The sequence below is a fragment of the Stenotrophomonas sp. C9D9 genome (assembly GCF_056491205.1).
In genome coordinates this window covers 2,027,919-2,039,755 of record NZ_JBSZIF010000004.1, presented here as the reverse complement: position 1 = coordinate 2,039,755, position 11,837 = coordinate 2,027,919, and the positions used below count along the sequence as shown (strand labels likewise).

Sequence of the window (11,837 nt, the reverse complement as noted above, 5' to 3'; positions counted from 1 at the left end):
GAAGGAGAAAACAGCATGTTCAATCCTCAGGTGTTTACCGGTACGCAGGACCTGCAGGCAGCTGCAGGCGCATGTGGTTGCGGCTGTGCATGCAGCGGCGGCGGTGCGGGTGGTGGCAGCGGCAGCGGCGATGACTCGATGCAGCAGCTGTAAAGCCGGCTGAAAATCCCCCCTTGAGCCAATGCTCAAGGGGGGGATCCTGACAACGCACCAGAAAATTCCACTAGGGACATCGCATGAAACGCCATGTTCACCTGATGGGAATCGTCTTTGCCGTGGCAGCCATGAGTGCCTCGGCAGCGCCCCATTCAACATTCACGCCCTCGGCCGGATTCTCGATCACCGATGGCACGCTCTATCGTGGCAACGCCGCGATCGCCAGCCATTTTTCCATCTCCAGAACCGAGATCGGGTACCTCTTTGTCTATGTCCCGCAGTTCGGCCTGATCACGCTTTCGACCAGTACGTTCCCCGGGGCCCAGGCGCACGGGCGTATTGAGAACCAGACGCTTCGATTCAATGCCGACGGTGAGGCTTTTGTCCTGACCAGCCAGTCCCCCCTGCTGGCTTCCGGGGAAAGCGTGGCGTGGGTCAGCGTGGAAAGGACGTTCGCCCTGCGTGGAAAGCGTGCCGTAGTCGCCTATGGCGACAACCCCGGCATGCCGTACGACTGGCCCATGCGAGAGGTTGCACGCAAGTAGCGGAGGCAGCCGTTGACGCAGCGGAACATGAGGAACTCTCTCCGCCGCACATCTGCTCATGCCTGCATCAGAGAAGTTCATCATCAGACAGGACGGATTCCATGGGATCGAATGCACTTGAAAGCATGAGCAGTCACTCGACGCAGGACATCATCGTCGAAGGACCGCTGCTGGGCGAACTGCGTGGAAGCGGCCGCGGGGGCCTCGCCGGCTACCTCAGCGTCGGCGGCTACGATACCCTGGCCCAGGCAATGCGAGGGGGCGCTGCAGATGCATTGGCACGCCTGGCTGCGTCCGGCCTGCGCGGACGGGCGGGCGGTGGCTTTCCCACCGCAGTGAAGTGGAAGCAGGTCCGTGACAACAGCGCAGCAGCGCGCTTCTTCGTCTGCAATGCCAATACCGGCCAACTGGGCGGCGGCAAGGAATCCGCACTGATCAGGCTGAATCCGCACGCCGTCATCGAGGCTGTTGCACTTGCAGCAAGTATCGTGGGCGCGCAGGTCGCCTTCATCCACCTCGGGCAGTCGCTTGAGCATGAGCAGCAACTACTGGAGGCTGCTGTGCAGGAGGCGCGCATGCAGAAGCTCCTGGACCCTGCAGCCTGTGACATCCGAATCGAGCGGTCTGAAAGTGGCTATCTGGCGGGGGAAGAAACCGCACTGCTGGAACTGCTTGAGGGCCGACCAGGCCGTCCACGTGGCAAGCCAGCGATGCCGACCCGCAGCGGTTTCCAGAAGCAACCCACGGTAGTGAACAATCTCGAGACCGTTCTGCAGGCCCTGCTGGCCATCCGGCTCGGTCCCGAGCAGTTCCGTGCAGTCGGTAGCCGGTACGCCAGTGGAACCACCATCTTCAGTGTTGTCGGGGATGTGGCCCGCCCGGGACTATATGAGCTTCCGCTGGGCACTGCGCTCGGCTCCCTCATCCATGAACACGCCGGTGGCATCTCCGGGAACGGGTCCCTGAAGGCAGCACTTGTTGGCGGCACGAGTGGAACCGCCGTCGGAGCGGAACACGCGGACCTGCAACTGGACTATGACAGCCTGGCCGGCATCGGCGGCAGCCTAGGCAGCGGGGTCATCATCGTACTGTCCGATAGAACCTCGATGGTGGGTGTCGCACGCGACCTCGCCAGGTTCTATCACCAGAACTCCTGCGGCAAGTGTGCTCCCTGCAAGGATGGAACGCGGCGCGCCTATCACATGCTGGACAACCTTGATCGGGTTGATGAGAGCGCGACCGACTGGCAACTTTCGGTGGAACCCACCAGCTCCCGGAAGATCCCGATGCTACTGGTCAACGCCGCACCGCCCAAACGTGCAAGCATCAGCTATACCGATTCAGGGATCGGGCTGGAGAAGATCCGACTGATCTGCACCTGGTACTCCACCCGGGGTGATTGCCATCACCCAACGGAGTCCTCGCGCATGCTGCAGAGCCTGCTGGATGGATTCACCGACGAGTTTGAAAGGGAACGCGCAGCACCGGCAATGGACCAAGATGCGATGCTCTCGACGATGCCGGCAAGCTGACTCTTGGAAGCGACCCAACGGACGGGCCTGGCTGCATGGTCAGGCCCAGGTGCGACACTTGGAGACGATGTGTGCTTGCCTACTATGTGAATCTGGCCCTACGCAGCTTCAAGCGTAACAAGGGCCTGACGATGTTGATGATTGCGGCCATCGGAGTGGGTATCGGCGGCTCGATGACGGCGCTGACGGTCTTCTCCGCCCTGTCGGGAAACCCCATTCCCGCCAAAAGCGAGCGCCTGTTCTATCCACAGCTCGATCCTCGCCCAAAGAGCGATCAGGCCGCTGATGGGGAGCCGGCCGAACAATTGACCCGGTTCGATGCAGAAGCCCTACTCCGCGATCGCAAGGCTGACCGCCAGGCGGTGATGGTTGGCGGCAGTGTGGCCGTTGAACCGGAGGCATCCCATATCCGGCCATTCATTGTCGACGCACGGTACACCTCGGCAGACTTCTTCCCCATGTTCGAGGCACCCTTCCGATATGGCGGGGGCTGGAGCGCCACCGAAGACCAGGGCCGGGCGCAGGTTGCGGTCATCTCGAAGGCGCTGAACGAAAAACTGTTCAGCGGTTCCGACAGCACCGGCAAGAGCCTTCTGGTTGCCGGTCGCCGGTTCCAGATCATCGGCGTTCTTGACCAATGGCGGCCGATGCCGAAGTTCTACGACATGACCAACGATCGCTTCAGCGACGTGGAACAGGTCTTCGTGCCGTTCTGGACCGCGCTTTCGCTGAAACTGGGCATCCAGGGCAGCATGAACTGCTGGGGCGACGTCAGCGCGGATCCAGAAGGCGCGCAGGCCCTCAATGCGCCATGTTCCTGGCTCCAGTACTGGGTCGAGCTTCCGACCGTTGAGCGCGCACAGGCCTATCAAAGGTACCTGCAGAGCTACTCCGAGCAACAACGGGCGGCCGGGCGATTCCAGCGCCCCAGCAACGTCAGGTTGCACAACGTCATGGACTGGCTGGACCAGCGCGGTGCGGTGCCTGCCGATGTGCGGCTGCAGCTCTGGGTGGCCCTGGGCTTCCTGCTCGTATGCCTGCTCAACACGGTGGGCCTGCTGATGGCGATGTTCATGCGACGCGCGCCTGAAATCGGCGTCCGCCGTGCACTGGGCGCTTCTCGTCGGGACATATTCCGGCAATTCCTGGTCGAGGCCGGGACCATCGGTCTGGTTGGCGGTGGCGTCGGGCTGCTGCTCGCCAACATCGGCCTGTGGGCGGTTCGCCATCAGTCCCACAGCTATGCATCGGAAGTGCACATGGGCATGTCGATGCTGCTTGCAACGTTCGTACTTTCGGTTTCTGCCAGTCTGGCCGCAGGCATTTTTCCCGCATGGCGAGCAATGCAGGTAAGTCCTTCGGTGCAGGCAAAGCTGCAATAGGAGAACCGCGGCGGTGCGTGCCCGCGCCTGCACCATGAACCGCCTGCTGCATCCAGCCGTAACGTCGCACCCTTCTGTTCCGGAGATTCCATGAGTATCGGCCCCATCCTCTCCAGTCTCAAACGCAACAAGATCCAAGCGGTTCTGATCATTCTCGAGATCGCGCTCAGCTGTGCGATCGTCTCCAATGCGACCTTCATGATCAGCCAGCGGTTGGAGCGCATGGAGCGGGCGACCGGCTTGGCCGACGACCAGGTCGTGAGGATCAACGTCGCGGGTATTGGCGAGAGTGAGAACCCCGGAGCGCAGGTGCGGCAGGATCTGGCGGAGTTGCGCTCGATCGCCGGCGTCAAGGCCGCCACCAGCCTGAATCATGTTCCGTTCGACAATTCCGCCTGGAATGGATCGGTTCGGCTGGATCGAAACCAGCGCGGCCCCAGCCTCAACGTCGCCATGTACCTGGGCAAGGATCTGCTCGATACCCTTGGACTCACGCTGGTGGAAGGACGGGATTTCTCTCCCTCCGAATACGTCGACTGGGAACAGTTCAATAGCGGTGGCCCGGCGCTGCGGGTGCCATCGGCCATCATCACCCGGGACGTGGCGGAGAGGCTGTTTCCGGGGCAGAGTGCCATTGGCAAGGAAATCTACGCGTGGAACCCTGACAATTCTCCACACCGCATTGTCGGCGTGGTCGAACGCCTGATCCGGCCAAACGACAATGGCGGCATCGAGAACGCCGGCTTCTCGCTGTTGCTACCGATGAAGGATCTGACGATGGGCCGGTTCGCGCTCCGGACCGATCCGTCACAGCGTGAGGCGGTCGAGAAGGCCGCGATCGCAGCGCTCGAACGCAGCAGCAACCGTCGCGTCATCATGGAGCACGCCGCCTTCACCGACGTGATGCGGCAGTACTACCAGAAGGATCGTGACATGGCGTGGCTGCTGGCCATACTCATGATGGGGCTGTTGGCGATCACCGCGCTGGGGCTGTTTGGAATCGCCAGTTTCTGGGTCTCGCAACGGACCCGCAGCATCGGCATCCGGCGCGCGCTCGGTGCAACCCGCAGACAGATCCTGCGCTACTTCCAGCTGGAAAATTTCCTGTTGGTGAGCATCGGCATCGCGCTGGGCATGATTGGCGCCTACGGAATCAACCAGGTGCTGATGAGCCACTACGAGCTGGATCGCCTGCCCGCGCTCTATCTTCCCGTCGGCGCGGCGCTGCTGCTGCTTATCGGCCAGCTGGCGGTATGGTCGCCCGCGCGACGCGCATCCTCGGTAGCACCCGCCGTTGCCACTGGCGGCTTCTGAGGCGCAACAAGCAGTGAAGACGCTGTCGCCCGCACCGTGCCTTCATTGATCACCGTAGCCGGCTTCCACCCTGTACCTGCGCAGGCTCCTGGAAGCCTGCGCAGTTGCCGATGCCCGCGTGGCGTCTTACTCCACCGTCACGCTCTTGGCCAGGTTACGCGGCTTGTCCACGTCGGTGCCGCGCGCCAGCGCGGTGTGGTAGGCCAGCAGCTGCACCGGAATGGTGTGCACGATCGGGCTGAGCACGCCGGCATGGCGCGGCGTGCGGATCACGTGCACGCCTTCGGACTCGTTGAAGTTGCTGTCCTGGTCGGCAAACACGAACAGCTCGCCACCACGGGCGCGCACTTCCTGCATGTTCGACTTCACCTTCTCCAGCAGGCTGTCGTTGGGGGCGATCACCACCACCGGCATGTCCTCGTCCACCAGCGCCAGCGGGCCGTGCTTCAGCTCACCCGCCGGGTAGGCCTCGGCGTGGATGTAGGAGATCTCCTTGAGCTTGAGCGAGCCTTCCAGCGCGATCGGGTAATGCAGGCCACGACCGAGGAACAGCGCGCTGCTCTTGCGCGCGAAACGCTCGGCCCAGGCGGCGATCTGCGGTTCCATGTTCAGTGCGTGCTGCACGCTGCCCGGCAGGAAGCGCAGCTGCTCCAGGTAGTCCGCTTCCTGCGCCGCGTCGATGCGGCCATGCAGCTTGCCCAGCACCACGGTCAGCTGGAACAGTGCGGCCAGCTGGGTGGTGAAGGCCTTGGTCGACGCCACGCCGATCTCGGCGCCGGCACGGGTGTAGCAGACCAGCTCGCTGGCGCGCGGAATCGCGCTTTCCGGCACGTTGCAGATCGACAGCGTGTGCTTGTGGCCAAGCGACTTGGCGTACTTCAACGCTTCCATCGTATCCAGCGTTTCGCCGGACTGGGAAATGGTGACGATCAGGTGCTTCGGGTTGGCATACGCGGCGCGGTAGCGGTACTCACTGGCGATTTCCACACTGCACGGCAGGCCGGCGATGGCTTCGATCCAGTAGCGCGCGGTCAGACCGGAGTAATAGCTGGTACCACAGGCAATGATCTGCACGCCCTCGATGCCCGACAGCACCGCTTCGGCGTTCTTGCCGAACAGTTCGGCCGGGAAGCCACCGGCGTCGATCGCCGCCTCGATGGTATCGCCCAGCGCGCGCGGCTGCTCGTGGATTTCCTTCTGCATGAAGTGGCGGTACGGACCCAGCTCCAGCGAAGCCAGCGACACATCGGACAGATGCACGTCGCGCTCGATCGGCTGGTCATGCTCGTCGAAGATGCGCACGCCATCGCGACGGATCTCGGCGGTGTCGCCCTCTTCCAGGAAGATCACCTTGCGGGTGGCCGAGATCACCGCCGAGACGTCGGAAGCGACGAAGTTCTCGCCCTCGCCCAGGCCGATCAGCAGCGGGCAGCCCATGCGCGCGCAGACGAAGCGCTCCGGCTCGGCGCGGCTGACCACGGCCAGCGCGTAGGCGCCGGTCAGCTCCTTCACCGTGTGCTGCAGCGCCACCAGCAGGTCGTCGCCGCCCTTCAGGTGATGGTGGATCAGGTGCGCGATGACTTCGGTATCGGTCTGCGACTCGAAGGTGTAGCCCATCGCACGCAGCTTCTCGCGCTGCTCTTCGTGGTTCTCGATGATGCCGTTGTGCACCAGCGCAACGCCCTGGCTGATGTGCGGATGCGCGTTGGCCTCGGTGACGCCCCCATGGGTGGCCCAGCGGGTATGGCCAATGCCCAGCACCGCATTGAAGCCTTCGGCTTCGGCTGCCATCGCCATTTCCGATACGCGGCCGGTACGACGGACGCGACGTACTTCGGGGCGCTCGGCATGGTCGATCACCGCGATGCCCGAGGAGTCGTAACCACGGTACTCAAGCCGCTTCAGGCCCTCGATCAGCACCGGCACTACGTCGCGATCGGCGATTGCACCCACGATTCCACACATGTCACGCGTTTCCTTGAAGACGATCGGCGCATTCTAGCCCGCGTGTCCGGCTTCCCCCTCCTGTCCGCTTAATGAAAGTGTCCGGAAAGGTGTCCGCGGACACCCGGACACTTGAGCGCCCCACCCAACCCATTGACCTGAAAGGAAATAAAGTTGGCACGCTACATGCTTGGTAATAACTACCACCGTCAGGCACGCACCCGATGATCCGCGACACTTCCGCACAGGACCAGATCGTTTCCTCCGCCCCGGCCGGCGCCACCCGCGCCAACTGGCAGCGTTACCGCTGGCCGGCAGTGGGCGCCATCGTGCTGCTGGCCGGCATCGGCTGGGCCGTGCACGCGTGGTCCAACGCCAGCCGCTCCTTCGACAGCAGCCGCGTGCGCATCGCCGAAGTGAAGCGTGGCGACCTGGTCCGTGACATCGCCGCCGACGGCCGGGTGATCGCCGCCAACAGCCCGATCCTGTACGCCATCTCGGCCGGTACCGTGGACCTGAAGGTGGTCGCCGGTGACGTGGTCAAGAAGGGCCAGGAACTGGCGATCATCGACAGCCCGGAACTGCGCAGCAAGCTGGCCCAGGAACAGGCCACCCTGGCCGGCCTGGAAGCCGAGGCCAGCCGTGCCGCGCTGGATGCCACCCTGGCCCGGGCCAAGTCGCGCAAGGAAACCGACCAGGCCACGATCGAACGGCAGGCCGCCGACCGCGACCTGCAGCGCTACCAGCGCGGCTACGACGGCGGTGCGGTGCCGCAGATCGACCTGGCCAAGGCCAAGGACTCCCTGAAGAAGGCCGACATCACTCTGGTCAACGCCACCACCGATGCGCGACTGCAGAGCCAGGGCGCGGACCTGGATGCCCGCAACAAGCGCCTGCTGGCCGACCGCCAGAAGGCCGTGGTGGCTGAAGTACAGCGCCAGGTCGATGCACTGACCCTGCGCGCACCCTTCGACGGCCAGGTCGGCCAGGTGCAGGCCATCCAGTCCACCAACCTGGCCGCCAATGCGCCGGTGCTGGGCGTGGTCGACCTGTCCAAGTTCGAGGTCGAGATCAAGGTGCCGGAAAGCTTCGCCCGTGACCTGGCGATCGGCATGCCGGCGCAGCTGACCGGCGGCAACGGCAAGCCGTTCCCGGGCGAGATCAGCGCGGTGTCGCCGGAAGTGGTCAACGGCGAGGTCAATGCCCGCGTGCGCTTCGCCAGTGAGCAGCCGGAGGGCCTGCGCCAGAGCCAGCGGATGTCGGTGCGCGTGCTGCTCGATACCCGCAAGGACGTGCTGAAGGTCGAGCGCGGCCCGTTCGTCGAACAGGGCAATGGCGTGGCCTACGTGATGGATGGCCGCACCGCAGTGCGGCGTCCGGTGGAACTGGGCGTCAGCAGCCTGGGCGAAGTGGAAATCAAGTCGGGTGTGCAGCCGGGCGACCGCATCGTGGTCTCCGGCAGCGACCTGTTCAAGGACGCCGAACGCGTCTCCGTCAACTGATACCTGAATCCTGGAGAGAGGACACCCCATGTACATGCTCGAAATGCGTTCGGTCGCCAAGGTCTTCCGCACCGAACAGGTGGAAACCCACGCGTTGCGCTCACTGGAACTGCAGGTCAAGGAAGGCGAGTTCGTCGCCGTCACCGGTCGTCCGGCTCCGGCAAGACCACCTTCCTCAACATCGCCGGCCTGCTGGAAACCTTCACCAGCGGCACCTACATGCTTGACGGCCAGGACGTGAGCACGCTGGGCGATGACGCCCGCAGCCGCCTGCGCAACCAGAAGATCGGCTTCATCTTCCAGGGCTTCAACCTGATCCCCGACCTGAACCTGTTCGACAACGTCGACGTGCCGCTGCGCTATCGGAAGATGAGCGCCAACGAGCGCCGCGAACGCATCGAGAAGGCGCTGACCCAGGTCGGCCTGGGCTCGCGCATGAAGCACTATCCGAATGAACTGTCGGGCGGCCAGCAGCAGCGTGCGGCGATCGCGCGTGCGCTGGCCGGCAGCCCGCGCCTGCTGCTGGCCGACGAACCGACCGGCAACCTGGATACGCAGATGGCGCGCGGCGTGATGGAACTGCTGGAGGAGATCAATGCCGCTGGCACCACCATCGTGATGGTCACCCACGACCCGGAACTGGCCGCGCGCGCGCAGCGCAACGTACACATCGTCGACGGCCAGGTTACCGACCTGGTGCGCGAGCCGGTGCTGGCCACGCCGCGCCACATCGTCGCCGTCAACGAGTGAGGTCACTCCCATGTTCGCCTACTACGCCCGATTGGCGGTACGCAGCTTCCGCCGCAACAAGATCCTGACCGCGCTGATGGTGGTCGCCATCGCGCTGGGCATCGGCGCCTCGATGACCACGCTGACGGTGTTCCACGTCCTGTCCGGCGACCCGATTCCCGGCAAGAGCGACCAGCTGTTCTATGTGCAGGTCGAGCCGCGCCCGCGTGGCGGCTACACCCCGGGTGAGGAGCCTGAGGAACAGATGACCCGGCGCGATGCCGAGACCCTGCTGCGCGAGAAGCGCGGCGTCCGCCAGGCGATGATGAGTGCGGGCGGCGGCACGGTGGAACCGGAGCTCAGCACGCTCAAGCCGTTCTCGGTGGATACGCGCTGGACGTCGGCTGATTTCTTCCCGATGTTCGACGTGCCGATGCAGTACGGGCGCGCCTGGAGCAGCAGCGACGATGACAGCCGCAGCCGCGTGGTGGTGCTGTCGAAAGCGATCAACGACAAGCTGTTCCAGGGTGCGGACAGCACGGGTCGCGAGATCCGCCTGAGTGGCCACTCACTCCGGGTGATCGGCGTGATGAAGAAGTGGAACCCCGAACCCCACTTCTTCGATCTGACCACCGGCAACTACGGCAAGGATGAAGACCTGCTGGTGCCGTTCTCCACTGCGATGGACCTGGAGTTCGGCAGCAACGGCAACATGAACTGCTTCGGCGAGAATCCGGATGGCAGCAGCAACTCGATCAGCGCACCCTGCAGCTGGATCCAGTATTGGGTGGAACTTGACCCGGCCAAGGTCGAGGACTATCGCAGCTACCTGGTCAACTACTCGGACCAGCAGCGCGCGGCGGGCCGTTTCGAGCGTCCCACCAACGTGCGGCTGCGCCCGGTGATGGAGTGGTTGACGTTCAAGAACGCCGTGCCCAGCGACGTGCGCCTGCAGATGTGGCTGGCATTGGGCTTCCTCGGCGTCTGCCTGGTCAACACGGTGGGCCTGCTGCTGGCGAAGTTCCTGCGTCGCAGTGGCGAGATCGGCGTGCGCCGTGCCCTCGGTGCCAGCCGTGGGCAGATCTTCCTGCAATGCCTGGTTGAAGCCGGTGCGGTCGGCGCTGCCGGCGGCGTGCTCGGCATCGGCCTGGCCCTGCTCGGCCTGTATGCGGTACGCCAGCAACCCGTGGACTACGCGAACCTGGCCCACCTGGACGGCAGCATGCTTCTGCTGGCCATCGGCCTGACCCTGTGCGCCAGCCTCGCCGCCGGTTTCCTGCCCGCCTGGCGCGCGATGCAGGTTACCCCGGCCATCCAGCTCAAGTCGCAGTAAGCACGAGTACGAGGACCTCCCATGGATATCCGCCCCATCCTCAGCACCCTGCGCCGTCACAAGACGGCCGCCGCCCTGATCGTGCTGGAAGTCGCCCTGACCTGCGCCATCGTCTGCAATGCCCTGTTCCTGGTCACCCAGCGCGTTGAACGGATCAGCCAGACCAGCGGCCTGGCCGAAAGCGAGCTGGTGTTCGTCCGCGTCAGCGGCATCGGCAAGCAGACCAATGGCCAGGCCCGCACCCAGGAAGACCTGTCCGCCCTGCGCGCAGTTTCCGGGGTGACCGCTGCGGCCAAGGTCAACCAGCTTCCGTTCCGCCCAAACTCCTCCAATACCAGTGTTTCGCTGAAGCAGGAGCAGGAACGCCCGACCGCCTTCGTCACCATGTACATGTTTGGCGAAGGCGGACTGCCCACGCTCGGGCTGCAGCTGACCGCCGGCCGTGACTTCCAGTCCAGTGAATACAGCAACTTCGAGGACGCACAGAAAAACGCTTCAACCAACACCGCCTCCTCGGTGATCATCAGTCGCACGCTCGCCGACAAGCTGTACCCCGGTGAGAATGCGCTGGGGAAAACGTTCTACATGGGCAAGCAGCCACTGCACGTGGTGGGCATCGTCGCTTCATTGGCCACCCCCACCGATTACAACAACAACACCACGCTGTCGATCGTGCTGCCTGTGCGGACTGACTTCACCCAGGGTCCGTACGTCCTGCGCACCGCTCCGGAACGGCGCGAGGAAGTGCTCAAGGGTGCGATCGCCGCGCTTGAACGCAACGACCCCAACCGGCTGGTGCGTGAAAAGCTGACCTATGAGGCGCAGCGCAATGACTACTTCAAGAACGACAGGGCCATGGTCGGGCTGCTGATCACCGTGTGCATCTCGCTGCTGGTGGTCACGGCACTGGGCATCATCGGCCTGGCCAGCTTCTGGGTACAGCAGCGCAGCAAGCAGATCGGCATCCGCCGCGCACTCGGTGCCACCCGCGGGCAGATCCTGCGCTACTTCCAGACCGAGAACTTCCTGCTGGCCACGCTGGGTATCGTGCTGGGCATGCTCGCCGCCTATGCGATCAACCTGGCGTTGATGAACATGTACGAGCTACCGCGCATGCCGCTGCTGTACCTGCCGCTGGGCGCGCTGCTGCTGTGGGCACTGGGCCAGATTGCGGTGTTCGGCCCAGCCCGCCGCGCCGCCGCGGTGCCGCCAGCTGTCGCCACGCGGGGCAGCTGAGGCCACGCCCGTCCCGGCCGGGCCGCGCTGCCGGCCCGGCTTACAAGACTCCCCCCCGAGGGCGGCCCCTGCGCCGCCACGGGTTTGGCTATGCTTGGTGGGTGGCGCCGGGCTCTCCCGGCGTATGGACACGAACACGGCTCCATCGGCGCCGCCCATCCCTT

Annotated in this window: 9 protein-coding genes and 1 pseudogene; 9 read left to right on the top strand and 1 reads right to left on the bottom strand. The window is 64.4% G+C overall.

Features of this window, described 5'->3' with window-relative positions; genetic code table 11:
* Positions 1 to 15: 15 nt before the first annotated feature.
* The 5 genes from ACXI0D_RS14770 (at position 16) to ACXI0D_RS14750 (ending at position 4,929) form a co-directional block, all read left to right on the top strand.
* Positions 16 to 153: a hypothetical protein gene (locus ACXI0D_RS14770; protein ID WP_157804500.1), complete on the top strand. Its 138-nt coding sequence runs from the start codon at positions 16 to 18 to the stop codon at positions 151 to 153.
* An 83-nt stretch (positions 154 to 236) separates the two neighbouring features.
* Positions 237 to 701 carry a hypothetical protein gene (locus ACXI0D_RS14765; RefSeq protein WP_479642726.1) on the top strand — a complete coding sequence of 155 codons (465 nt, stop codon included), beginning with the start codon at positions 237 to 239 and terminating at the stop codon, positions 699 to 701.
* A 125-nt stretch (positions 702 to 826) separates the two neighbouring features.
* The gene (locus ACXI0D_RS14760; RefSeq protein WP_049445943.1) at positions 827 to 2,233 is read left to right on the top strand and encodes an NADH-ubiquinone oxidoreductase-F iron-sulfur binding region domain-containing protein; all 1,407 of its coding nucleotides are present in this window, start codon (positions 827 to 829) and stop codon (positions 2,231 to 2,233) included.
* A gap of 71 nt (positions 2,234 to 2,304) precedes the next feature.
* Positions 2,305 to 3,615, top strand: a complete 1,311-nt coding sequence (locus ACXI0D_RS14755) for an ABC transporter permease (RefSeq protein ID WP_101766113.1) — start codon at positions 2,305 to 2,307, stop codon at positions 3,613 to 3,615.
* Positions 3,616 to 3,705: 90 nt separating this feature from the next.
* Positions 3,706 to 4,929, top strand: a complete 1,224-nt coding sequence (locus ACXI0D_RS14750; RefSeq protein ID WP_049445938.1) for an ABC transporter permease — start codon at positions 3,706 to 3,708, stop codon at positions 4,927 to 4,929.
* Between the two features lie 126 nt (positions 4,930 to 5,055).
* On the opposite strand, the gene glmS is transcribed toward ACXI0D_RS14750, so the two are convergent.
* Entirely contained in the window at positions 5,056 to 6,894 is a 1,839-nt protein-coding gene (glmS, locus tag ACXI0D_RS14745; RefSeq protein ID WP_049445935.1) for a glutamine--fructose-6-phosphate transaminase (isomerizing), read from the bottom strand.
* 203 nt (positions 6,895 to 7,097) lie between these two features.
* Between glmS and ACXI0D_RS14740 the strand changes: the two genes are divergently transcribed.
* From ACXI0D_RS14740 to ACXI0D_RS14725, 4 genes and pseudogenes are all read left to right on the top strand, one after another.
* Positions 7,098 to 8,375: an efflux RND transporter periplasmic adaptor subunit gene (locus tag ACXI0D_RS14740; RefSeq protein ID WP_049445934.1), complete on the top strand. Its 1,278-nt coding sequence runs from the start codon at positions 7,098 to 7,100 to the stop codon at positions 8,373 to 8,375.
* Positions 8,376 to 8,403: 28 nt separating this feature from the next.
* Positions 8,404 to 9,125: pseudogene (locus ACXI0D_RS14735) on the top strand (ABC transporter ATP-binding protein).
* A gap of 10 nt (positions 9,126 to 9,135) precedes the next feature.
* A complete protein-coding gene (locus tag ACXI0D_RS14730; RefSeq protein ID WP_049445932.1) occupies positions 9,136 to 10,437 on the top strand; it encodes an ABC transporter permease in 1,302 nt (433 codons plus the stop codon).
* A 21-nt stretch (positions 10,438 to 10,458) separates the two neighbouring features.
* Positions 10,459 to 11,673, top strand: a complete 1,215-nt coding sequence (locus tag ACXI0D_RS14725; RefSeq protein ID WP_101766116.1) for an ABC transporter permease — start codon at positions 10,459 to 10,461, stop codon at positions 11,671 to 11,673.
* The last annotated feature ends 164 nt before the right edge of the window (positions 11,674 to 11,837 follow it).

Excerpts from the sequence above, each read along its gene's own strand:
- ACXI0D_RS14770 (WP_157804500.1), top strand. The coding sequence starts at position 16 with ATGTTCAATCCTCAGGTGTTTACCGGTACGCAGGACCTGCAGGCAGCT.
- glmS (WP_049445935.1), bottom strand. The coding sequence starts at position 6,894 with ATGTGTGGAATCGTGGGTGCAATCGCCGATCGCGACGTAGTGCCGGTG.
- ACXI0D_RS14760 (WP_049445943.1), top strand. The coding sequence starts at position 827 with ATGAGCAGTCACTCGACGCAGGACATCATCGTCGAAGGACCGCTGCTG.
- ACXI0D_RS14765 (WP_479642726.1), top strand. The coding sequence starts at position 237 with ATGAAACGCCATGTTCACCTGATGGGAATCGTCTTTGCCGTGGCAGCC.
- ACXI0D_RS14730 (WP_049445932.1), top strand. The coding sequence starts at position 9,136 with ATGTTCGCCTACTACGCCCGATTGGCGGTACGCAGCTTCCGCCGCAAC.
- ACXI0D_RS14750 (WP_049445938.1), top strand. The coding sequence starts at position 3,706 with ATGAGTATCGGCCCCATCCTCTCCAGTCTCAAACGCAACAAGATCCAA.
- ACXI0D_RS14725 (WP_101766116.1), top strand. The coding sequence starts at position 10,459 with ATGGATATCCGCCCCATCCTCAGCACCCTGCGCCGTCACAAGACGGCC.
- ACXI0D_RS14740 (WP_049445934.1), top strand. The coding sequence starts at position 7,098 with ATGATCCGCGACACTTCCGCACAGGACCAGATCGTTTCCTCCGCCCCG.